Below are 22332 nucleotides of genomic sequence, written 5' to 3' on the forward strand. Positions count from 1 at the left end.
CAAAGCAGCATTATAATAAGGATTAACGGTTCTTTAAAAACTAGGCCTTTTAAAAATGAATATCTTGAAAATAAAAAGATGAAAAATAAAAGCGAGCTTCAAGGAATTCAAATACCCTATGAATATAAGGACCAGAAATATGTAGGATACCTTTCCCTACCAGATGATGCCGTCGCACCCAAACCAGGTGTAATGGTATGTCCAGAATTTTGGGGAATGACAGATTACATCAAATGGCGAGCAGATGAATATGCCGCTCTAGGTTATGCTGCTCTTGTCGTTGACTTTTATGGTAATGGCATGGTCGCAAAAGATGCCGAGGAAGCTACAAAGCTTTCAGAAAAAGTAAAAAAAGATCCAGATCACGCAGTGGCTCTATTTCAAGCAGCCATGGATGCTTTCCATAGGGAATCCATAGTAGATGCAGGAAACACGGCTGCTGTAGGCTACTGTTTTGGAGGTGCGATGGCATTAAGCATGGCAAATGCAGGATTACCACTTAAAGCTGTGATGGCCTTTCATTCCAAAGTCGAGCTTCCCATCATGCCTAACGAGAAGCTTGCCGCAAAAATCGTCGTTGCAAACGGCGCAGACGATCCTTTTGTATCAGAAGAAAGTATTGAGGCCTGGACAAATGCCATGGATGCCATCGACGTGAACTATGAATATGTCACCTATCCTGAAGTCAAACATGCCTACACCAACAAAAACGCTAATGCCAAGGCTGAGAAATATGACCTGCCGCTAGATTATGATGCAGAAGCAGATAAAGATTCCTGGAACCGCGTTCAAGACCTATTAGCCGAGGTGTTTTCTAAGGATTAAACCGCGACTGGTTCGCTCATGGCCCATTCGTCAATCCAGCGGCTCAAGACTTTGACCCAATCTTCACGCGTGTTCAAACACGGTATGACGTGAAACTCCTTACCGCCTACCTCGTGAAAGATTTCCTCGCCTTCCATAGCGATTTCTTCTAGTGTCTCTAGGCAGTCACTTACAAAAGCTGGCGTGACAATCGCCAGTTTTTTTGTTCCACCTAGTCCCATGCGTTCTATGGTACGATCGGTATATGGAGTTAACCATGGATCAAAACCTAATCTAGATTGAAAGGTGGTAGAATAAGTACCATCTTCCATCTCTAGATATTCACCTACCAGTCGGGTCACTTCCTTGCACTGGTGGCTGTAGCAAAACTGGTGTGCCGGTGATGGCGTTGCACAACACTTGCCGTCCATCTTGCAGTGACCATTGGTAATATCACTTTTTCTAATGTGCCTTTTAGGAACACCATGGTATGAAAACAGTAAATGTTCATAGTCTTTTCCTTCCAGGGATTCCTTTATGGATTCCGATAGCACGCGTATATAATCTGGATGATTATAGAATGGTGGCATCTGGGTAAAGTTCATGTGCGGGAACTTTTCCTTGCGCAATTCATCAGCTTTTACCACGATAGTCTCCGTAGTGGCCATTGCAAATTGCGGATATAAAGGAACTAGTAGCACCTCAGTAACTCCTTGATCATGCAATTCCTGCATTCCTTTTTCTATGGTCATGCCGCCATAACGCATGGCCAGCGCAATGGGAACACTGGTATAGGTATCAATTTTCTCCTGTAAACGCTCAGACAACACAATTAATGGGCTGCCTTCTTCCCACCAGATTTTTGAATATGCCTCGGCACTTTTCTTTGGTCTGGTGTTGAGTACGATTCCCTTAACCAAAATGGCTCTTAATATATAAGGGAGATCAATCACACGCTCATCCATAAGAAATTCATCCAGATAACGTTTCACGTCCTTAGGTTCTGGTGTGTCTGGCGATCCTAGATTGACAAGTAAGACTCCTTTTTTCATAAGCTGTGTTTGTACAAAAATAACTGTTTTATGGTCGGTGTTTAAGTAGATTCATTACCTCAATGCTTATGGTTATATCAAATGTTGTTATGGATTTCGCTTTCGCGCCTGCCTGCCGGTCAGGCAGGAAAGCGTAATCAATCTCAACCTAATGCACAAAAACAAGCATCCAGATAACGTCAGGAACAGAAACCGACAAAAGCTGCCATCTCAAACACGCATCTACGTTTTTAAACTTGATCCTTTTAATTTCCGTACGGCATCAAACCGTTTACAAATAGTTAAGTACATTTAACCAAACTATTCCCATGGCAAAACGTGCATGTCCAGAATGTGGTGAAGAAGTACGAGGTCGTGCAGACAAGCGTTTTTGCAGCGATTATTGCCGTAATGTTGCGAACAATAAACTCAATCGCGACAGCAGTGCGCTCATGCGCAATATCAACAACAGGCTGCGCAAAAACTGGCGCGTGCTTAATGAGCTCAACCCATCTGGCAAAATAAAAACGACCCGTAATAAGTTGTTGTCCAAAGGGTTTGACTTCACCTTTTTTACCAGCATTTATACCACCAAAAAAGGAGCAACCTATTACTTTATATACGATCAAGGATATCTAGCCATGGACGAGGACAATTACCTGATTGTAAAACGAGATACTTAATTCCAACCATCTATTATGAGAGCCAAATCCCATGTGACGTCTGCTTTTTCCTTTCTTGTGCTCATCGCGATGATCTGGTATGCCTTTCATAGCCAGACGCCCAGCGGTAGTGTTGAGAACAATCTTCCTGCAAATGAATGGTCTACCGCCAGAGCACTGGCTCATGTCAAAGAACTTTCCAAAGCACCTCACTATGTAGGCAGCAAAGCCCACGAGGAAAACCGCATCTACATCAAGCGCCAGCTGGAAAAAATGGGGCTCAAAGTAGAGATCCAGACCGGTTTTACCATCGATGAGTACGGCAATCTAGCACGACCCAGCAATATCATATCTCGTATTCCTGGAACTGGAAACACCGGTGATGCCATTGCCTTGATGACGCATTATGACAGCGATCCGCACAGTTCTTTGGGTGCCAGTGATGCCGCCTCTGGAGTTGCGACCATTCTGGAAGGCATTCGCGCCTATCTCACAGATAAAAAACCCGTCAACGACATCATCATCATCATTACAGATGCTGAAGAGTTAGGCCTTAACGGTGCAGATTACTTTGTAAACAACCATCGCTATACAAAGGATATCAAAATGATCCTCAATTTTGAATCTCGTGGTAGCGGCGGTCCTAGCTATATGCTGGTAGAAACTAATGGAGGCAATCGCAAAATCATAGATGCCTTTAAAGCGGCTGATGTTGAATATCCGGTAACTAATTCACTCGCTTACAGCATCTACAAAAAACTACCCAACGATACAGATCTTACCGTCATGCGTGAAGATGGCGATATCAACGGTCTCAACTTTGCCTTTATAGGTGATCATATTGACTATCATACACAGTTGGACAATTATGAGAACCTGGACCGAAACACACTCGCTCACCAGGGCAGTTACCTCATGCCGCTGCTGGATTATTTTGCCGCCACAGACTTAAGCGATGGTTTCAAGACAAAGGTAGGCACAGATGATATTTATTTCCCATTGCCCGTTTTGGGAATGGTTAGTTTTCCCTTTTCATGGATGTCCATCCTGATCATCATCAGTGGGATTTTATTATTGGGCTTGATCATTTACGGCATTGCCAAAAAGCGCATTTCCTTAGGTCAAATGTTGGTTGGGTTTATACCGTTTTTGGGAAGTCTGGCTTTAAGTTATCTGGTACCGACCTACACCTGGCAAGCTATAAGGACCAGTCCTTTTTATGTAGAGCAATCCAGTGTTTTTCCCGCAACGGGATATTTATGGGTGGCAGCAACCGCATTTTTTGGAATCGCGGTCGCCTTTCTACTCTATCATTTCTTTTATAACAAGACACGAGTGGCCAGTCATAGCGTTGCGCCGCTGATATTATTATGGATTATCTGCCTACTACTGGCATTTCCCGTAGGTGATTCTGGGTTAGTGCCTGCGGCCTATTTGCCGGGCGCTGGATTCTTTATCATTCCGTTGATCTGTGGCTTGTTTTTGCTGTGGCTCAACATCTACCAAAAACGTCCCAGCTACCTCATTATGCTGCTACTCGCTATTCCAACGATCTTTATTTTCGTGCCTTTTGTGGTGGCATTTCCCGTGGCGCTGGGCATGAATATTCTTTTTGTCGCCGCTGTTTTGAGCGTTCTGGTATTTGGCCTGCTCGTTCCTATTTTGGGACATTACCGCAAGAAAAAGTTGCTGGCAATACTGTCATTTTTGATATGTGGTGTTTTTGTTTATTTCGCTTTCGCGAAAGCGGAATTCTCTTCAACCACTCCACAAAAAACCAGCTTGGTCTATCTTCTTGATGCAGATTCACAAACCGCGCAATGGGCTACTTATGACAATCATTTGAGCGACTGGACCAAGGAAAAAATAGGTGACGATCCACAACCGGCAGATACCGGCGATGCCAAAACCATTGATTCAAAATACAATGGCCGATTCACTTATATAAAAGAAGCCACAGCGATCAATCTGCCACCCGTAGAATCCCAAATCACGGTAGACACAACTGTCAACGGTTTGAGAACGATCAAACTTCTGGTACGTAGCGATCGCCAGGTAGATCGATGGGAAGTTTTTTGTGATCCTGAGTTTCAGTTTAGCAAGGCGGTCATCAATGGCGTCGTGGTTCCCATGGATGAGAATGGGAAGCCTTTTACCTATAGACGAGGCAACAGAATCATCTCCTACTATGTTTCTAATCAGGCACCGCTGGTTATGGAATTGACTTTTGACGCCACGCAATCTCCAGAATTTGATGTGTATGCCGCCAGTTTTGACTTGTTGGAGCAACCTGTTTTTGGAGTATCACAACGACCTGAAGATACCATGCCCATGCCCTTTGTATTAAATGATGCGGTAGTTGTTCAAAAACATATCACTACAAACCCAACGCCAGCTGATGAGTAAGATTATAGGCATTATGGGCTGTGGCTGGTTGGGAAAACCTCTAGCGATCCGGCTCTTGAAACAGAATTTTCAGGTCAAAGGAACCACGACCCGTATTTCCAAACTAGAGGAACTACGAGACGCCGGCATCGATCCTTATGTAGTGGATCTGGGAGAAACCTATATCGATGGTGGCATTGAAGCTTTTTTGGAAGGCTTGGAAGTCTTGGTGGTGAACATTCCGCCGGGTTTGAGGTCCAATCCCCAAAGTGATTATGCCGGTAGGATTCGATTACTGCTTAGAAATATTGAAGCACACTCCAGCCTCAAAAAACTGATTTACGTTTCAACGACTTCAGTTTTTGAAGATCAAGCAGGTATTCCAATATATGATGAAGCTGCTAAACCTAACGCCCAAAATTCAAAAGGTAAAAAACTCATTGCCGCAGAAAAGGTGATTCAAAAAGCTAACGCCACTACAACTATCATAAGACCTGGCGGACTCATAGGCGATGAGCGCCATCCCATCAAGATGCTGGCTGGCAGAAAAAATGTATCCAACCCAGCTGCACCAGTTAACATGACTGATCGGGATTATTTGATCAATGTGATCACTAGCGTCATAGTAGGTGACCTACACGCACCTATAATTCACGCCATAAGTGAACCTCACGAGTCAAGAGAATCCTATTACACAAAAATGGCTGATACATTCAACGTGGAAGCACCTACTTTTGAAGAAGGTAATTCTGTTGGGAAGAAGATTGTTTCTACCATTGTGTAAATGGAGTACTTACTAGATAGGAATTATAATACCGTACATCGCCTGTGACTTCTTGACCTAGCCATTCCGGTTTTTCAAAAAGCTCTTTTTCATTTTGTAGTTCTACCTCTACTATGATAAGTCCGTTGTTTTCGCCATCAAAAACGTCCACTTCAAAGATGTGTTTACCTACAGGTATTTCAAAACGGGTTTTATCAATCACGCCTGGCAAGCATAATTTTAGAAGCTGCTGTGCCTCTTGAACATCAATTTCTTTTTCCCATTCAAACCTGCTGGTACCAGAATCATTTGAAATTCCTTTGATGGTAAGAAAGCCTTGATCGCCTTTGATGCGCACGCGTACATTTCGTTCTGGATCACTGCTTAAATAACCTTGGACGATTTTTAAGCCTTTTAGGCCCTTCAGGAAATCAGCGTTCTCAATCAAGAATTTGCGTTCTATTTCTTGCATTTACTTTTTGAATAAATCTTTCTCGCCAGCCTCAAAACCCTCATCAATGAGATGCTTTTCTGGATGCGTGGCAGCATAAACAGCGAGTTGGTCACAACGCTCGTTTTGAGGATGGTCGTTGTGTCCCTTGATCCAGACAAATTTGGCTGGAGCCTGATTATAAGCCTTTATAAATCGTTTCCAGAGGTCGACGTTCTTGACGTTCTTCCATTTGCGTCTTATCCAGCCGTCGATCCACTTTTTATTGACTGCGTCACTTACATACTTGCTATCTGTGAAAACAGTGATGGGAATTTCTGGCTTTTTGATTTTTTCCAAGGCAACAATCACAGCCAGCAGTTCCATCCGGTTGTTGGTCGTCTTACGGTAGCCTTGAGCAAATTCTTTTTTGAAATTGCGTCCTACCTGTTCCATGACAATGCCGTAACCGCCAGGTCCTGGATTACCGCGTGAGCTACCGTCTGTATATATATGTACCTGATCCATTAGCTCAATAATCCTTCAATGGTTTTGGGGAAATGCTCGTGTTCCAGTTCCAAGACTTTGCGGGCCACATCTTTGGGTGCATCTGTAGCTTCCAGTTCACAAACTGCCTGATGGATGATGGCACCTTCATCATAATGCTCGTTGACATAATGAATGGTGATGCCACTCTCATTCTCTTTATTTTCCACCACAGCTCGATGCACATGGATACCATACATGCCTTTGCCTCCATAGTTAGGCAATAATGCCGGATGGATATTGATGATTTTATTGGGGAAATCGACCACGAGATGCTCTGGGAACTTCCATAAAAAACCCGCGAGGACGATCAGGTCTGGATCTATACTTTTAAGTAGTTGATGAATGGAGTTCGCTTTCGCGAAAGCGAACTTGTTAAAACTCATCGCTGCAACACCAGATTTTCTAGCACGATCCAGCACACCAGCTTGAGGATTATTTGTTAAAATAAGCGACACCTTTATTTTTGCAGAGTCCTTAAAATAATCCAGTATGGCCTGCGCATTACTGCCGCCACCACTTGCAAAAATTACGATCTTCTTCATTTATCAAATATAGGAATGTGGTTCATTAGGCATAAATGAAATCAGTATTTGATCTTCACATAATTTTAATAACCGTGGTTTTGTCGCAAAGTTTGTTATTTTTGCCATTCATTAAAAATTAAAACAAGATTATTATGTCTGACATTGCATCAAGAGTAAAAGCGATTATCGTTGACAAACTAGGCGTGGACGAGAATGAGGTAGTAACTGAAGCTAGCTTCACTAATGACCTGGGCGCTGACTCACTTGACACCGTTGAGCTGATCATGGAATTTGAAAAGGAATTTGATATTCAAATCCCAGACGATCAAGCAGAAAACATCGCTACTGTAGGTCAAGCTGTTTCCTATATAGAAGAAGCAAAAGCTTAATTAAGAGTACATGGAATTAAAGCGAGTTGTCATTACAGGAATGGGCGCCCTAACACCTATAGGTAACAACCTACAGGAGTACTGGGAAGCGTTGAAAGCAGGAAAAAGCGGCTGTGCCGACATCACCTATTTTGATACAGAACATTTCAAGACAAAATTCGCTTGTGAACTCAAAGACTTTAAAGTCGAAGATTTCATAGACCGTAAGGAAGCTAGACGTATGGATCGTTTTGCCCAGTACGCACTGGTAGCAGGCGACGAGGCGATAGCTGACTCCGGACTTGATACCGACTCTATTGATAAGAATAGAGTCGGTGTTATCTGGGGCGCCGGTATAGGTGGCCTGGAAACTTTTCAAGAAGAGGTTAAGGCGTTTGCAAACGGTAACGGTACGCCACGTTTCAATCCTTTCTTCATCCCTAAAATGATTGCAGATATCGCTCCGGCCCACATTTCCATCAAGTATGGATTCATGGGACCTAATTATACTACGGTTTCTGCATGTGCATCGAGTGCAAATGCGATGCTCGACGCCATGAATTATATACGATTGGGCCACTGTGACGTTATTGTCACCGGTGGATCAGAGGCTGCGGTGACGCAGGCTGGAATGGGTGGATTCAATGCCATGCATGCCCTATCGACCCGCAACGAGAGTCCAGAAACAGCTAGCAGACCTTTTGACGCGACCAGAGATGGTTTTGTCCTGGGTGAAGGTGCTGGTGCACTGGTTCTTGAAAGTTATGAATATGCCAAAGCTCGCGGAGCAAAAATCTATGCTGAGGTCATCGGCGGTGGATTCTCCAGCGATGCCTATCACATTACCGCACCAGATCCAGAAGGAAAAGGAGTGATTGCCGTTATGAAAAACACATTGGAGAATTCTGGTATCAAACCAGAAGATGTGGATCACATCAATACTCATGGTACTTCCACACCGCTAGGTGATGTGGCAGAACTTAAGGCGATTAAAGCCGTATTTGGTGATCACGCTCCCAAAATCAGTATCAATTCTACAAAATCGATGACAGGCCACCTACTGGGTGCTGCCGGCGCCATCGAGTCTATTGCCAGTGTAATGGCGATCAATCACGGCATTGTGCCACCTACCATCAACCACACCACGGTTGATGAAAATATTGATCCTAGCCTACACCTTATCCTTAATCAACCAGAACAACGCGAGGTAAAAGTTGCGTTGAGCAATACCTTCGGTTTTGGAGGTCACAACTGTTGTATTGCCTTTAGAAAAATCTAGAATCTGAAACGATCAGATGAATAGAATTAAAAGTCTTTTTTCCTCACGTAAAACAACACCTTTAGTATTAGATACAGAAAGGCTACAAAAAGGAATTAAAGCAATTACAGGACTTACTCCTAAAAACATCAATATTTATCATACTGCTTTCACGCATAAGTCCATGGGACTCAAATGTGAAGATGGCAATGTCATAAGCTATGAGCGCCTGGAATTTTTAGGCGATGCCATTCTAGGTGCCATCATCGCAGAGTACATCTACAATGAGGTTCCCAGTGGTGATGAAGGATATCTAACAAAGATGCGTTCTAAGATAGTGAGCCGCGAACATCTCAATGAACTGGGACAAGATTTTGGCCTGCTCGCGTTTGCCAAAACCCAAGTGCCGCCTAAAAATTTTGGGAACAACATCTACGGGAATCTTTTTGAAGCCCTTGTTGGTGCGGTTTATCTGGATAGAGGTTACGTATCCTGTAAGAAATTCATCTGCAAAAAAGTGGTTGAGCCTTATGTGGATATCCATAAACTGGAAGGAAAGGTCATCTCATACAAAAGCCTGTTGATTGAATGGTGTCAGAAAAACAAGAAAATATTTGATTTTGATGTCTATGAGGATACTGGCTTTAATGAGGTAAGACACTTTGCGGTTAAATTTTCAATTGATAAAAAAGTCGTCGCAAAGGCTCGAGCAACATCAAAGAAAAAAGCAGAAGAAAAAGCCAGTAAGCGAGCATTTTTTGCTTTGCAGGACCGTATTGCCAAGAAGTAACCATCGCGGATCTTGCCAACCAGGTCTGTGATCATTTCGCTTTCGCGAAAGCGAAATACAACAAAATCAATGTTTTACTTATTAACGAAAACGTTTGCGTAATTAAACTTACCATCTTCAACGCCACCTTTCAAGCAGTGTTAGGTTATTTTTGTAGATTGATTACTTATGGGCACTCACAAATTAGTTGATTGGGATATGGAAGATGAGCCGTTTGTGCTCATAGGCATCCATTCCACTTGTGAACCTTACAGAATGGCTTATTTTATAAATAAGTACCTCAAGGTTTCTTTTAAGAGACAGGAAAAGGATCAAGATATCACCTTACAGGAATACATTGCCAGATTTCCCGTGTATCATTATAAGGATGTGGATCAAAATGCTTCCTTATATTTGATTCCCAACCACTGCCGGGCTCAAATCAAATCAACATCCAGTGCTGGTTTGTTTGCTACCCATCAAGTGGACGAGATAAAAACAACATTGATAAAAGAGTATCGCACAGTGGATTTTTTACTTAAGATTGAGAAGGATCCAGAACATTTCCCATTAAAGAAATTGCTGAGCGAACTTAACGAGATACCACAGGTCATATCAGTCTATCAAGCTGATGCAACCTCGATAAAAAATACGGATTATTTAATTTTCGAATAATGAATAGTACCCTTAAAAAGACCAAAATAGTTGCTACCCTAGGGCCAGCAACAGCGACAAAAGAAGTTTTACTGGACATGATACGCGCTGGTGTGAATGTCTTTAGAATCAACTTCTCACACGCAGATCACGAGGCCGTTAGAGAACGTGTTCAAATGATACGCGACCTGAACAAAGAGCATGGATTTGCAACCGGTATTTTAGGAGACCTACAAGGTCCTAAATTGCGTGTAGGTGTCATGAGTGAAGAAGTAGTCGTCAAGGCTGGTGATCAAATCACCTTCACGACCGGTAAACCTTTTAAGGGAACGGCCGAGAATGTCTACATGAACTACGATCAATTCCCAAAAGACGTTAAGGCTGGCGAGCGCATTCTATTGGATGACGGTAAATTGATTTTTGAAGTGGTCAAGACAGACGGTGAGAAAAACGTGCTGACTAAGGTAATTCAAGGTGGCCCGCTCAGGTCTAAAAAAGGTGTCAACCTACCTCAAACCAATGTGTCCTTACCAGCGTTGACTGAAAAGGATATCGTGGATGCAAAATTTGCCTGTGAACTTCAAGTAGACTGGATGGCGCTATCCTTTGTACGTCACAGTCGTGATTTGATACAATTGCAAGATCTGATCAAAGAGCACTCTGAACATAAAATCCCAATCGTTGCCAAAATTGAAAAACCCGAAGCCGTAAGAAACATCGACAAGATCGTTGCTTACTGTGATGGACTCATGGTGGCACGTGGTGATCTAGGTGTTGAAATTCCAGCGCACGAAGTACCACTTATCCAGAAGCAACTGGTGCTTAAAGCTAAAAACGCGAGAATTCCTGTGATCATTGCCACGCAAATGATGGAAACCATGATCACAAGTTTGACACCAACCAGAGCCGAGGTTAATGACGTAGCAAACTCCGTTATGGATGGTGCTGATGCAGTAATGCTTTCTGGTGAAACATCTGTAGGACAATATCCCGTTCAGGTGATTGAAAAGATGGCAAGCATTTGTCGCGCAGTGGAAGATAGTGAGCTTATCAAAGTCCCACATGCGGCGCCTCATATCAAGACTAAAAGGTATATCACTAAATCTATTTGTTATCACGCCGCTAAAATGGCTGATGAAATTAGCGCCAAGGCCATCACGACCATGACCAATTCTGGTTACACCGCATTCCAGATCAGTGCCTGGAGACCCGCGGCGCATATCTTGACCTTTACCAGCAACAGCCGTATTTTGACACAACTTAGTTTGCTTTGGGGTGTTCAAGCGTTTAACTATGATCGTTTTGTAAGTACAGACGAAACGATTGAGGACGTGAACAAGTTTGCCAAAGACAAGAAATTTGTAGAAAAAGGAGATTTCCTTATCAATCTAGCTGCAATGCCAGTGACAGAAAAAGGAATGGTAAACACTTTGAGAGTTAGTGAGGTAGAATAATCCTCATTTCATATATTTTAAAAGCTGGAAAGACTTTATTGTTTTTCCAGCTTTTTCAGTTTTTGATGACGGCAATCAAAACTCAAACTCCAGCTGTACCTCAACAGGCTCTTCTTCGTCCTTGTCCTCTGTATTAAGATTGCTCAAAGACAACCCTAGCAAACGTACGCTTTCGCGAAAGGATTCCTGACGCACCAGCTCTGTGGCAATTTCTAAGATCTGTTCTTTCTTATCGACGTAGTTGGAAACCGTTTTGCTGCGCGTTTGCATTTTGAAATCGCTATACTTTATTTTGAGCGTGACCGTCTTCCCGGCAACATCGCTTTTTGCTAGACGCCTTTCAATTTCTTCGGCAATCTGGTCTAGGCGTTCCATCATAAAGATCTCACTGGAGATGTTATCAGAAAAAGTACGCTCTGCTCCCAATGATTTTCTAATTCGGTCTGGTTTTACCGCGCTTTTGTGAACGCCGCGTACGATGTCATAATAATACACACCACTTTTGCCAAAATGCTCTGCGAGAAACTCCTTGGATTTTGATTTTAAATCTGCACCGTTAAAGATGCCATGCTGGTACATTTTTTCTGCAGTCACCTTTCCTATCCCATGAAATTTACGGATGTCCAACTGCTCCAGAAATTCTAACACCTCATCAGGAGTAATGGTCATCTGTCCGTTAGGCTTATTGTAATCGCTGGCAACCTTGGCGATAAATTTATTGATGGAGATTCCGGCACTGGCAGTTAGACCAGTTGTCTCATAAATCCTGCGGCGTATGTCGTAGGCGATGATGGTGGCGCTGGGATAATTCAGTTTGTTCTCCGTGACATCCAGATAGGCCTCGTCCAGGGATAATGGCTCGACCAGATCGGTATAGTCCAAGAAAATCTCACGTATCTGGTTAGAGACCTCGCGATACCTTTCAAAACGAGCTTTTACAAAAATCAAATCTGGACACAATCGCGCAGCGGTCACGCTAGGCATGGCACTGCGCACACCGTATTTTCTCGCCTCATAACTTGCTGCTGCCACAACACCGCGCTTGCTGCTGCCGCCTACTGCCAGTGGTTTGCCTTTTAATTCTGGTGCATCGAGTTGCTCTACTGATGCGTAAAAGGCATCCATATCCACATGTATGATTTTGCGAAGATCTGTGTTCAAAATTTAATAATTCTAACTGACGAAACTAAGAGTCATATATTATCCCGAAAGCTTAAGTTTAGCTACTATGCGTATATTGTGGTTAGATCAAGGAATAATTGAATTTGCAAAATTATGACTAACCTCTCAAAATTAACGCTTTTAGCTTCGTGCATATTTTTTATCAATTGCACAAAAGATGAAGTAAAATATCTACAATTGTCTGGTCGGGTCGTGGACGCTGAATATGAAACGATTATTTTAATCAGCCCTAATCAAGACGTTTACCGTGATTCTCTTATCGAAATCCCAATCGTAGAAGGTAAGTTCTTGTATGTAGACACTCTTGAATATCCTCAAGAAATGAATATAGCTTTTAAAGAAAGTGTCGAAGATGGCATATTTAGAACAATGCCTGTTTTTTTAGAGAATGAAAAAATCAATCTCACTATATACGATGAGGAAAAATTTGATCAGAATGAAATTGATGGAGGCACGCTAAACGAAGAATATAAAAATTATAAACAAGGATTATCCTTTCGTTTTGACCACAAGACTAAGCCTTTGAAAGATAGCTTGAGTGTTTTAAAAAAAAACGGCCTTGATGAAAGTGATAGTGCAAAATTCTTATACTCAGCACTAAGAAATGCTACAAATCAAGATGAAAAAGTTCCAATTTACCAGCAGATTGATAGTTTGAGAGAGTCTGGCAATTTTTATACGGAACCAGCACAGAAATTGAATGATCAGTTAGAGAAAATTAGGGAGGAACAAAGAAAATTCCAACAAGAGTATATTGATAACCAGCTGAATGTTGTCGGTTATTTTCTATTATTTGAAAGTTTGATTTTTGAAAAAGAAGAAATCGATGTTTACGCTGCTAGAAATACAATCAAGCTACTTTCAGAAAGAAATCCAAACCATCCATATAACGATTTAGCAACCAGTTTAGTCGAAGCAATTGATAACGCAAGAGTTGGTTCAAAATACACGGATTTTACTGCACCTGACTTATTTGGAAACGAGATAACCTTATCTGATAAAATGAATGGTGAGATCATACTACTGGATCTGTGGGCAACATGGTGCGGACCATGTATCGCAAAAACGAAGACAATGATTCCTATCTATGAAGAATTTAAGGATCAAGGCTTCAACATAATTGGTGTTGCTGGAGAATATGAAAATACAAATAACTTGAAAAAGTTTCTTAATAGAGAGAAATGGCCTTGGCTTAATTTAGTGGAGCTAGACAAAAAAAATTCTATTTGGCACAAATACGGAGTCGACCATGGTGGCGGCGGTATGTTTTTAATTGACAAAACAGGAATAATTATAGCAAAAAATCCTACGGCTGAACAAGTCAAACAAGAATTAGAACTTAGACTTCTTTAATACGCACCTACCCAGATGAAAAAACAAGGATTAAAGGCCGTTATCATAGGCGCCACTGGACTTACTGGATCTGCATTATTAGAACAGTTGCTGGACGATAGCAGGTATGATGTGGTGATTACGCTTTCGCGAAAGCGAGTTCAAAAAGAGCATCCCAAACTACTGAATTTTGAGGCAGATCTTTTCGATCCTGTTACCTATGAGCATCACTTAAAAGGCGATCATTTGTTTATCTGCACTGGTACGACCAAAGCCAAAACGCCAGATCCAAAACAGTACTATCGCATCGAGCATGATCTACCGCTCACGGTGGCTCGCGTGGCACTTAAGAATGGTGTTGCTACTATGGTAGCCATATCGGCTCTAGGTGCAGATCCAGATAGCAGGTTCTCTTATAACAAAGGAAAAGGCGAGATGGAGCGCGACCTGGAGCAACTGGGTTTTGAACAAGCCTATTTTGTCCAGCCGGCACTTATAGGTGGTAAGCGAGAAGAGAAGCGCACGTTTGAAAGCCTTTGGAAAAGATTTCAACAATTCATCGACCCATTACTGGTGGGCGGTCTCAAAAAATATAGAACCATTGAGCCTGCGGTGATCTCACAAGCGATGATTGAAATCGCCGTTAACGGTTACTCCAAGTCCAGAATTGAAAGTGACGAGTTGAAGGAAATCGTGACCAAGAAGTCATAAATCCTTATGATTCCAGCATGAAATATTGCCAACTAAATGGCGTATTTTTGCATCAAAATTGATCTTCATGAGTAAGTTGGTAGTAGTAGGAACTGTTGCATTTGATGCCATTGAAACACCCTTTGGCAAAACCGATAAAATTCTAGGTGGCGCCGCGACCTTTATAGGACTGGCTGCATCACATTTTAATGCTGAAGTTGGACTGGTAAGCGTCGTAGGTGGTGATTTTCCAGAAAACTACCTTACCATGTTGCAAGACCGTGGCATGAACATAGAAGGCATCGAGATCGTTACAGATGGCAAGACCTTTTTCTGGAGTGGTAAATACCACAACGACATGAACACGCGCGACACACTTGCCACTGAGCTTAATGTTCTTGCTGACTTCAATCCTATCGTACCAGAACATTTCAAGGACGCCAATGTAGTCATGTTAGGGAATTTGCACCCAGCAGTACAATTAGGCGTCATCGAACAAACAAAAGATGCTGATTTGCATATTTTGGATACCATGAATTTCTGGATGGATAGTGCATTGGACCTATTGAAAGAAGTCATTGCCAAAGTTGATGTCATTACCATAAATGATGAAGAAGCGAGACAATTGTCTGGCGAATACAGTCTGGTCACTGCAGCTAAAAAGATCCATGAAATGGGTCCCAAATATGTGGTGATCAAAAAAGGAGAGCATGGAGCATTGCTGTTTCATAATGATGAAATCTTCTTTGCACCAGCGTTACCGTTAGAAGAAGTTTTTGATCCTACTGGTGCTGGAGATACTTTTGCCGGTGGTTTTGCAGGCTTTCTAGCTTCCAGCCGTGACTATAGTTTTGAGAATATGAAACGTGCGATTATCTATGGATCTAATTTTGCGTCTTTTGCCGTAGAAAAATTTGGTACCGAGAGAATGCAAACGGTCACGAACGATGAAATAAGCAAACGACTAGAGCAGTTTAAAGCGCTCACTAAATTTGAAATAAACAACTAAAACATAACGCCCGGGAAACTCTCGGGCTTTTTTTATTCATTCTTTTGCCCTTGAAATGATATGAGTGACCAGTTAAAACATGAATGCGGTATTGCCCTAATCAGGTTATTGAAGCCGCTGGAATTTTATAAGGAAAAGTACGGTACCGCATTTTACGGTATCAACAAGATGTACCTTATGATGGAAAAGCAGCACAACCGCGGTCAGGACGGCGCTGGTTTTGCCAGCATCAAACTGGACGTAAAACCTGGGCAGCGATACATCTCCAGAGTGCGCAGTAATGCCGCACAACCCATTCAGGATATTTTTGATCAAATCAATAATCGCATCAATGATGAAATGGCTGCAAATCCTAAATTGAAGGATAATGTTGCTGCTCAAAAAACAAGTATTCCTTATGTAGGTGAGCTTCTTATGGGTCACGTGCGCTATGGAACATTTGGAAAAAATTCCATTGAATCTGTACATCCGTTCTTGCGTCAAAACAACTGGATGCACCGCAACCTGATCATGGCGGGAAACTTCAATATGACTAATGTATTCAAGCTTTTCAATAAGCTGGTGGAATTAGGTCAACATCCTAAAGACATGGCAGACACCGTGACGGTCATGGAAAAAGTGGGCCATTTTCAGGATAATGAGGTGCGCAAATTATATAAGAAATTTAAAAACTCTGGCCTTTCTAAAATGGAGGCCTCACCTAAAATCGCCGAGGAAATCAATGTTGCTAAAATCCTGCGCAAGAGTGCTCGCGATTGGGATGGCGGTTATGCCATGGGCGGTTTGATGGGCCATGGTGATGCGTTTTTATTGCGCGATCCAGCAGGAATACGTCCTGCCTATTATTACAAGGATGACGAAGTCGTGGTCGTAGCCAGTGAACGACCGGTGATCCAAACCGCTTTCAATGCAAAGTTTGAGGACGTAAACGAGCTGGATCCAGGTAAAGCCATTATCATCAAGAAAAACGGGACCGTTTCTCTAGAGCAGATTAGCGAGCCGCTGGAGCGCAAGGCCTGTTCTTTTGAGCGCATCTATTTCTCACGTGGTAGCGATGCAGAGATTTACCAGGAACGTAAGATGCTGGGTAGACTACTTTTTCCTAAGATCATGGAAAAGATCGATAATGACATCGACAATTCTGTGTTCTCCTATATTCCGAATACGGCAGAAACATCCTTCTATGGGATGATAGAAGCCGCACACCAGGTCTTGAACGAGCAAAAAAGAGACGCGATCATTGCAGGTGAAGGAAACCTCACTGCAGAGCAGGTTGAGAAGACGCTTTCGCGAAAGCTGAGAACCGAAAAGATTGCAATCAAAGATGCCAAATTGAGAACCTTCATCACAGAAGATTCTTCACGGGACGATCTTGTAGCGCACGTGTATGATGTCACTTATGGCGTCGTGAAACCAACAGATCATCTAGTCATCATCGATGACTCCATCGTACGTGGCACCACGCTTAAAAAATCCATCTTGAAAATGATGGACCGACTCAACCCAAAAAGTATTGTAGTCGTTTCCAGCGCGCCACAAATACGCTATCCAGACTGCTATGGTATAGACATGGCAAGACTGGAAGGATTAATCGCATTTCAAGCGGCACTGCATTTACACAAAGATCGAGGCACTGAAAAAATCATCGATGAGATCTATGAGAAGTGCAAAACCCAACTGGAATATGAAGACCGTGATGTAAAGAATTATGTACAGGAATTCTACGCACCGTTTACCGACGAGGAAATATCTGATAAAATCGCAGAATTACTTTCTGACGATGACCTCAACGCCAAAGTCGAGATCGTATACCAAAAAGTAGAGGATCTACACAAAGCCTGTCCCAAAAACCTTGGTGACTGGTACTTTACCGGCGATTACCCCACAGATGGTGGCAACCGTGTTGTAAATCGCGCCTTCATCAATTTCTATGAAGGCAATGATGAACGGGCTTATTGATAATGTAATAAGATGTCTATGACATACGTAAAGAATTTTATTATCGCTACATTAGTTATAACTCTAACTAGCTGTGACACACCAGGAAGTATTGAGGTTCAAAACGACTTCCCTCTAAAAGCTCAAGTCAAAATTTCTTATCAAAACAAAACTTACGAGCCATATACAATAGATATAGAACCTTTGAGAAAGGCTGAAATAATTCTTGGTTTCGGTGCCAGATGGAATGAACAGTTTACATATTCATACAAAGATGAGGTTGTAGATACAATATCTGTCAAATTAGGACAGATAGAATATTATTGCGCAACAACCAAATGTAAGTCTGATCTCTTTACTAAAGCCAATAAAAGTAGTAGTAAAAAACTAATAATTGTCGTTGATGCCAATTTGATAAAAAATTCATTCACGAAATCGTAATACAAAAAAATCCCTTCAACTCACGTTGAAGGGATTTTTAGATTTTAATAAGCTACAGATTATTTGTTCTGCGCGTATAGTTTAGAAACTTCTTCCCAGTTGATCACGTTAAAGAATGCTTCAACATAGTCTGGTCTTCTGTTTTGGTAGTTAAGGTAGTAAGCATGTTCCCATACATCCAATCCTAGAATTGGCGTTCCACCGCAGCCAGTATCTGGCATCAATGGATTGTCTTGATTAGGACATCCACAAACCTCTACTTTTCCGCCTTCATGCACACATAAAAATGCCCATCCAGAACCAAATTGTCCTTTGGCAGTTTCAGAGAATTTTGTTTTAAAATCGGCATAGCTTCCAAAAGCAGAATCAATTGCCTTAGCAAGATCTCCAGTAGGCTCGCCGCCACCATTAGGTGACATGATATTCCAGAACAATTTGTGGTTGTAATATCCACCACCATTGTTACGTACTGCTTTATTTTTCATATCCAGATTGCTCAAGATATTCTCTATGGTTTTCCCTTCATGATCGGTGCCTTCAATCGCAGCGTTCAATTTATCGGTATATCCTTGGTGATGCTTTGTATGGTGTATTTCCATTGTTTTAGCATCTATATGTGGTTCTAATGCATCATATGCATAATCTAACTTCGGTAATTCAAAAGCCATTATAATAAGTTTTTAGTTAGTAATTCTTTGAACTATAAAGTTAGTGTAGGAACGCGCTGTAATAAAATCGCTGGTGTTATAATATACTTAAAGATGGACCGCTAATTCAGCTAAAAGCAATCGTAGGAATTGTCACCTATTGATAAGCTAGTTTTATAGCAGGGTTTTGATGTTGGGTTCGCTTTCGCGAAAGCGAGATCTCCCAAAAAAGAAAGCCCACTAATATCAATGGTTGTCCTAACTTTGAGCATGGCACATCAACCCACCACTTTTTATAGTGCAAGCGCAGGATCTGGAAAAACCTACACACTGGCGAGAGATTACCTGACGCTGCTATTTAAAAGCGCATTTCACAACGGCTACCGCGAGATCCTTGCGATCACTTTTACCAACAAGGCGGTGGCAGAAATGAAGCAGCGCATCCTGGAAAACCTGAACGAATTAACCAAACCTGAAATCCTTGAGGATCTCATTCCCATACGAGACCATATCAAGGCAGAAACTGGACTGGACAACGCCGGCATCATCAATAAGGCAACAAAAATCGAGCAGAAACTGCTGCACGACTATGCGGCTTTTGACATTGTGACCATCGATAGTTTCAATCACAGGATCCTGCGCACCTTTGCGCGTGAGGTAGAATTACCAGATGGCTTTGAAATCGAGCTGGACAGCAGCAGGTTGATTTCCAAAGCCATTCACAACCTACTGGCGAGAGCTGGAAAGGAAAAACAACTTACCGATTTGCTGGTGGATTTCTCACTGTCAAAAATTGACGACGGCAAGAGTTGGGATATTGAGTACGACCTGCACAATATTGCCGGACTTATATTGAGTGAGTCCCATTACAACTATCTGGAACAACTCAAGGAAAAATCCATTGCAGACTTTCTGCAGCTGCGCACACAACTGCGGTCCAACATAAAAACTGCAGAAGCTGATCTTATCGCGAAAGCAAAGAAGCTTATTGATTATTACACCTCTAACGGGCTTACTCAAGATGATTTTACGGGAAAATCACGCGGCATCTACGGCTGGATTCAAAAGATCGCCACTGGAAATATCCCGGCAAATGGGCAACAAAAATATCTAGAAAAAGCCCTAACCGATTCTATTGCTGGTACCACGAGCGCTTCCAATCAAGCTACCATTGATGCCGTACAAAATGACTTGGTAGATTTGATAAAGACCTTCCAGCAAAACTCTGGAACTATTGCATTGCATCAAAATGCGCTGTCATCCATCACCGCGCTATCATTGCTAAATGAGTTGATGCATGAAATTGACAGGATCAAACAAGAAGAGCAAATCGTTCCCATCTATGAATTTAACGGCATCCTTTCCAAACAGGTCAAGGACCAGCCGGCGCCATTTATATATGAGCGTTTGGGCGAGCGCTACCGGCATTACTTCATTGATGAATTTCAGGATACCAGCAAGATGCAATGGGAAAACCTGATGCCGTTGATTGAGAATCCGTTAGTGCAATTGCGTGATGATGGTACTAAAGGTAGCCTCATGCTGGTAGGTGATGCAAAACAGTCCATCTACCGCTGGCGTGGTGGCGATGCAGATCAGTTTTTGGGAATTTTGGGCAGTGGTCAATTATTCCTCCAGGAAAAACGCAACGAGACACTGGATACCAACTGGCGCAGTTATGACACCATCATCAAGTTCAACAATCAGCTTTTTGAACATTATGGGAGCTATTTGAAGAGCGAATTGTATCAGGATTTATACCTCAATTACCTACATCAAGAGCCTAATCCAAAAATCGGCGGTTATGTGCAAATCGACTTTCTGGATAGCAATGGAAATCAAGATCTAGAGGACGATCCAGAATTGAACAGCATCTATCCTATTCATGTAAAACGGCAGATTGACCAGGCTCTTGCCAGCGGTTTTGGACCCAGCGAGATCTGTGTTTTAGTAAGGAAAAAGAAACAAGGTGATGAGATCGCGCGGTATCTGGTCCGTCAGGACATGAGCGTGGTTTCTGCAGATAGTTTGTTGGTCGCTGCATCGCCACGCGTACAGCTGCTCGTCCAGTTTATGCGCATGTGCCTCTATCCAGAACAGCAACAGCCGCGCTATGAATTTTTGCTGCACCATGCGATTTTGAAAGAGAAAACCCTGCTGCATCAGTTTATAAAAGAAAATCTTGATAAGGCCATTGATGAGTTGACCAAGACATTGTTAGAGGATGCAGATGATGTCTATCTCGCTTTCGCGAAAGCGCCCTTATTTCAAGCCACAGAAAAAGCAGCGGCAGCATTGGGATTGTTTGAAGATCACGACATGAGGCTGCAGGCTTTCCTGGAACATGTTTTTGAATTTGGTACCGGCTATGACAAGACCGCATCCAGTTTTTTGGAATCATGGGAAAACAAACAAGGTAGCTTGAGCGTACCGGCGGCAGAAGATCCCAGCGCCATACAGATCATGACGATCCACAAATCCAAGGGTTTGGAATTTCCTGTGGTGATCGTTCCCTATTGCGACGTCTTACTGGAAGAAATGCGAGACGCGACCGGTTGGATGCCTGTTGCTCCCGAAAATTATTCTGGATTTGAAAATTTATACATTTCCTTAAAAAAGGAATGCCTGCTCTATCCAGGACCTGCACCATTGATGTATAGCGAGCAACTAGCCAAGGCGCAAATGGATCAAATCAATACCTTATATGTAGCTTTTACAAGAGCTAAGGAGCAATTGTACATAAGCTGTTTTGAGAACCCGAAGGAAAAGAATAATTATAGTAAAGTACTGATGGAGTTTGTGGAGAAATCCAACTGGACGCTACAGCAGCAAACCGATTTTAAATCGGCTAATCATGGGAATCCAGTTAGAGTTTCAAAGCCTAAAGAAACTACGGCCAGTATTCTTATGGATGACTACTTTGTCAGCTCCAGAACAAAACGCATCGATATTGCTACCAGAAAAGGAATGTTATGGGCAAGCGACGCCATTCAAGCTATTGATGCTGGTACCCAACTGCATGATTACCTGTCTATGATTCAAAATGTTGAGGATTTGGATAAAGTCAAAATAGCTATTGACCTAGATCGTTCCCTAGATGACAACGCTGGTAAAAGCTTATTTGAAAAGATCCAGCAAATTGTAAATCTGCCAGAGATTGCTCAGTATTATCTACCGAATGTCGAGGCTATCAATGAAAGAGCAATTTTGAGCAACACTGGTAGCACATCTATCCCAGACCGCCTTGTCTTTGAAGATAAATACGTCACCGTGATGGATTACAAAACCGGCGCAGAAAATCCCAAACATATTACCCAAGTAAATCGATATGCAGATTTGTTATCTCAAATGGGTTATCACATCAAGGAAAAGATATTGATCTATACAGACGATCTCCATATCGTACAATGGGACTAGATCCTACAGAGTTCTTACCTTTGTG

The 22332-nt window shown here is 42.3% G+C and carries 21 protein-coding genes; 15 read left to right on the forward strand and 6 right to left on the reverse strand.

The annotated features are described in order from the left end of the window. Window positions 1-78 precede the first annotated feature (78 nt). Window positions 79-825: a dienelactone hydrolase family protein gene (locus tag AAU57_RS01430; RefSeq protein WP_055411223.1), complete on the forward strand. Its 747-nt coding sequence runs from the start codon at window positions 79-81 to the stop codon at window positions 823-825. Here AAU57_RS01430 and hemH read toward each other — a convergent pair. Further along, complete coding sequence (gene hemH, locus AAU57_RS01435) at window positions 822-1856, reverse strand: ferrochelatase (RefSeq protein ID WP_055411224.1); 1035 nt, start codon at window positions 1854-1856, stop codon at window positions 822-824. The genes AAU57_RS01430 and hemH overlap by 4 nt on opposite strands. A gap of 308 nt (window positions 1857-2164) precedes the next feature. Here hemH and AAU57_RS01440 point away from each other — a divergent pair, with 308 nt between their 5' ends. From AAU57_RS01440 to AAU57_RS01450, 3 genes are read left to right on the forward strand one after another with little or no spacing between them, the layout of a single operon-like run. After that, window positions 2165-2518, forward strand: a complete 354-nt coding sequence (locus tag AAU57_RS01440; protein ID WP_055411225.1) for a hypothetical protein — start codon at window positions 2165-2167, stop codon at window positions 2516-2518. Between the two features lie 15 nt (window positions 2519-2533). Continuing rightward, window positions 2534-4903 carry a M28 family peptidase gene (locus AAU57_RS01445; RefSeq protein ID WP_055411226.1) on the forward strand — a complete coding sequence of 790 codons (2370 nt, stop codon included), beginning with the start codon at window positions 2534-2536 and terminating at the stop codon, window positions 4901-4903. Then, on the forward strand, window positions 4896-5666 hold the full coding sequence (locus AAU57_RS01450; protein WP_055413633.1) for an NAD(P)H-binding protein: 771 nt from the start codon (window positions 4896-4898) through the stop codon (window positions 5664-5666). The genes AAU57_RS01445 and AAU57_RS01450 overlap by 8 nt, the downstream gene beginning before the upstream one ends. Here AAU57_RS01450 and AAU57_RS01455 read toward each other — a convergent pair. From AAU57_RS01455 to AAU57_RS01465, 3 genes are read right to left on the reverse strand one after another with little or no spacing between them, the layout of a single operon-like run. Next, window positions 5653-6117, reverse strand: coding sequence for a CYTH domain-containing protein (locus AAU57_RS01455; protein WP_055411227.1), 465 nt, complete (start codon window positions 6115-6117; stop codon window positions 5653-5655). The two genes, AAU57_RS01450 and AAU57_RS01455, sit on opposite strands and share 14 nt — an antisense overlap. Continuing rightward, on the reverse strand, window positions 6118-6603 hold the full coding sequence (gene rnhA / locus AAU57_RS01460; protein ID WP_055411228.1) for a ribonuclease HI: 486 nt from the start codon (window positions 6601-6603) through the stop codon (window positions 6118-6120). After that, a complete protein-coding gene (locus AAU57_RS01465; protein WP_055411229.1) occupies window positions 6603-7166 on the reverse strand; it encodes a phosphoribosylglycinamide formyltransferase in 564 nt (187 codons plus the stop codon). The genes rnhA and AAU57_RS01465 overlap by 1 nt, the downstream gene beginning before the upstream one ends. 134 nt (window positions 7167-7300) lie before the next feature. On the opposite strand from AAU57_RS01465, the gene AAU57_RS01470 reads away from it, so the two are divergent. The 5 genes from AAU57_RS01470 to pyk all read left to right on the forward strand — a co-directional run bounded on the left by AAU57_RS01470 (window position 7301) and on the right by pyk (window position 11651). Beyond that, the gene (locus AAU57_RS01470) at window positions 7301-7537 is read left to right on the forward strand and encodes an acyl carrier protein (RefSeq protein WP_015361896.1); all 237 of its coding nucleotides are present in this window, start codon (window positions 7301-7303) and stop codon (window positions 7535-7537) included. Window positions 7538-7547: 10 nt separating this feature from the next. Continuing rightward, on the forward strand, window positions 7548-8795 hold the full coding sequence (fabF, locus tag AAU57_RS01475) for a beta-ketoacyl-ACP synthase II (RefSeq protein ID WP_055411230.1): 1248 nt from the start codon (window positions 7548-7550) through the stop codon (window positions 8793-8795). A 16-nt stretch (window positions 8796-8811) separates the two neighbouring features. Next, window positions 8812-9564 (forward strand): ribonuclease III, encoded by a 753-nt coding sequence (gene rnc / locus AAU57_RS01480; protein WP_055411231.1) that lies wholly within the window; start codon window positions 8812-8814, stop codon window positions 9562-9564. Window positions 9565-9732: 168 nt separating this feature from the next. After that, window positions 9733-10218 carry an IPExxxVDY family protein gene (locus AAU57_RS01485; protein WP_055411232.1) on the forward strand — a complete coding sequence of 162 codons (486 nt, stop codon included), beginning with the start codon at window positions 9733-9735 and terminating at the stop codon, window positions 10216-10218. After that, window positions 10218-11651 (forward strand): pyruvate kinase, encoded by a 1434-nt coding sequence (gene pyk, locus AAU57_RS01490; RefSeq protein WP_055411233.1) that lies wholly within the window; start codon window positions 10218-10220, stop codon window positions 11649-11651. The genes AAU57_RS01485 and pyk overlap by 1 nt, the downstream gene beginning before the upstream one ends. Before the next feature lie 75 nt (window positions 11652-11726). On the opposite strand, the gene dinB is transcribed toward pyk, so the two are convergent. Continuing rightward, on the reverse strand, window positions 11727-12815 hold the full coding sequence (gene dinB, locus AAU57_RS01495; RefSeq protein WP_082438509.1) for a DNA polymerase IV: 1089 nt from the start codon (window positions 12813-12815) through the stop codon (window positions 11727-11729). 111 nt (window positions 12816-12926) lie between these two features. On the opposite strand from dinB, the gene AAU57_RS01500 reads away from it, so the two are divergent. The 5 genes from AAU57_RS01500 (at window position 12927) to AAU57_RS01520 (ending at window position 18243) form a co-directional block, all read left to right on the forward strand. After that, a complete protein-coding gene (locus AAU57_RS01500; protein ID WP_055411235.1) occupies window positions 12927-14186 on the forward strand; it encodes a redoxin domain-containing protein in 1260 nt (419 codons plus the stop codon). 15 nt (window positions 14187-14201) lie between these two features. After that, window positions 14202-14876 carry an NAD(P)H-binding protein gene (locus AAU57_RS01505; RefSeq protein ID WP_055411236.1) on the forward strand — a complete coding sequence of 225 codons (675 nt, stop codon included), beginning with the start codon at window positions 14202-14204 and terminating at the stop codon, window positions 14874-14876. A 67-nt stretch (window positions 14877-14943) separates the two neighbouring features. Then, the gene (locus AAU57_RS01510; RefSeq protein ID WP_055411237.1) at window positions 14944-15864 is read left to right on the forward strand and encodes a PfkB family carbohydrate kinase; all 921 of its coding nucleotides are present in this window, start codon (window positions 14944-14946) and stop codon (window positions 15862-15864) included. Between the two features lie 60 nt (window positions 15865-15924). After that, window positions 15925-17823 carry an amidophosphoribosyltransferase gene (locus tag AAU57_RS01515; protein WP_055411238.1) on the forward strand — a complete coding sequence of 633 codons (1899 nt, stop codon included), beginning with the start codon at window positions 15925-15927 and terminating at the stop codon, window positions 17821-17823. Between the two features lie 18 nt (window positions 17824-17841). Beyond that, the gene (locus tag AAU57_RS01520) at window positions 17842-18243 is read left to right on the forward strand and encodes a hypothetical protein (RefSeq protein ID WP_055411239.1); all 402 of its coding nucleotides are present in this window, start codon (window positions 17842-17844) and stop codon (window positions 18241-18243) included. 59 nt (window positions 18244-18302) lie between these two features. On the opposite strand, the gene AAU57_RS01525 is transcribed toward AAU57_RS01520, so the two are convergent. After that, window positions 18303-18911 (reverse strand): superoxide dismutase, encoded by a 609-nt coding sequence (locus AAU57_RS01525; protein ID WP_055411240.1) that lies wholly within the window; start codon window positions 18909-18911, stop codon window positions 18303-18305. 249 nt (window positions 18912-19160) lie between these two features. Here AAU57_RS01525 and AAU57_RS01530 point away from each other — a divergent pair, with 249 nt between their 5' ends. Then, window positions 19161-22307, forward strand: a complete 3147-nt coding sequence (locus tag AAU57_RS01530; RefSeq protein WP_055411241.1) for a UvrD-helicase domain-containing protein — start codon at window positions 19161-19163, stop codon at window positions 22305-22307. Window positions 22308-22332: the final 25 nt, after the last annotated feature.

The sequence above is a fragment of the Nonlabens sp. YIK11 genome, assembly GCF_001413925.1.
In the GTDB taxonomy this organism is placed as follows: domain Bacteria; phylum Bacteroidota; class Bacteroidia; order Flavobacteriales; family Flavobacteriaceae; genus Nonlabens.

Bases quoted from the DNA above. Each gene is read 5' to 3' on its own strand.
- AAU57_RS01430 (WP_055411223.1), top strand. From the start codon at position 79: ATGAAAAATAAAAGCGAGCTTCAAGGAATTCAAATACCCTATGAATAT.
- hemH (WP_055411224.1), bottom strand. From the start codon at position 1,856: ATGAAAAAAGGAGTCTTACTTGTCAATCTAGGATCGCCAGACACACCA.
- AAU57_RS01440 (WP_055411225.1), top strand. From the start codon at position 2,165: ATGGCAAAACGTGCATGTCCAGAATGTGGTGAAGAAGTACGAGGTCGT.
- AAU57_RS01445 (WP_055411226.1), top strand. From the start codon at position 2,534: ATGAGAGCCAAATCCCATGTGACGTCTGCTTTTTCCTTTCTTGTGCTC.
- AAU57_RS01450 (WP_055413633.1), top strand. From the start codon at position 4,896: ATGAGTAAGATTATAGGCATTATGGGCTGTGGCTGGTTGGGAAAACCT.
- AAU57_RS01455 (WP_055411227.1), bottom strand. From the start codon at position 6,117: ATGCAAGAAATAGAACGCAAATTCTTGATTGAGAACGCTGATTTCCTG.
- rnhA (WP_055411228.1), bottom strand. From the start codon at position 6,603: ATGGATCAGGTACATATATATACAGACGGTAGCTCACGCGGTAATCCA.
- AAU57_RS01465 (WP_055411229.1), bottom strand. From the start codon at position 7,166: ATGAAGAAGATCGTAATTTTTGCAAGTGGTGGCGGCAGTAATGCGCAG.
- AAU57_RS01470 (WP_015361896.1), top strand. From the start codon at position 7,301: ATGTCTGACATTGCATCAAGAGTAAAAGCGATTATCGTTGACAAACTA.
- fabF (WP_055411230.1), top strand. From the start codon at position 7,548: ATGGAATTAAAGCGAGTTGTCATTACAGGAATGGGCGCCCTAACACCT.
- rnc (WP_055411231.1), top strand. From the start codon at position 8,812: ATGAATAGAATTAAAAGTCTTTTTTCCTCACGTAAAACAACACCTTTA.
- AAU57_RS01485 (WP_055411232.1), top strand. From the start codon at position 9,733: ATGGGCACTCACAAATTAGTTGATTGGGATATGGAAGATGAGCCGTTT.
- pyk (WP_055411233.1), top strand. From the start codon at position 10,218: ATGAATAGTACCCTTAAAAAGACCAAAATAGTTGCTACCCTAGGGCCA.
- AAU57_RS01500 (WP_055411235.1), top strand. From the start codon at position 12,927: ATGACTAACCTCTCAAAATTAACGCTTTTAGCTTCGTGCATATTTTTT.
- AAU57_RS01505 (WP_055411236.1), top strand. From the start codon at position 14,202: ATGAAAAAACAAGGATTAAAGGCCGTTATCATAGGCGCCACTGGACTT.
- AAU57_RS01510 (WP_055411237.1), top strand. From the start codon at position 14,944: ATGAGTAAGTTGGTAGTAGTAGGAACTGTTGCATTTGATGCCATTGAA.
- AAU57_RS01515 (WP_055411238.1), top strand. From the start codon at position 15,925: ATGAGTGACCAGTTAAAACATGAATGCGGTATTGCCCTAATCAGGTTA.
- AAU57_RS01520 (WP_055411239.1), top strand. From the start codon at position 17,842: ATGACATACGTAAAGAATTTTATTATCGCTACATTAGTTATAACTCTA.
- AAU57_RS01525 (WP_055411240.1), bottom strand. From the start codon at position 18,911: ATGGCTTTTGAATTACCGAAGTTAGATTATGCATATGATGCATTAGAA.
- AAU57_RS01530 (WP_055411241.1), top strand. From the start codon at position 19,161: ATGGCACATCAACCCACCACTTTTTATAGTGCAAGCGCAGGATCTGGA.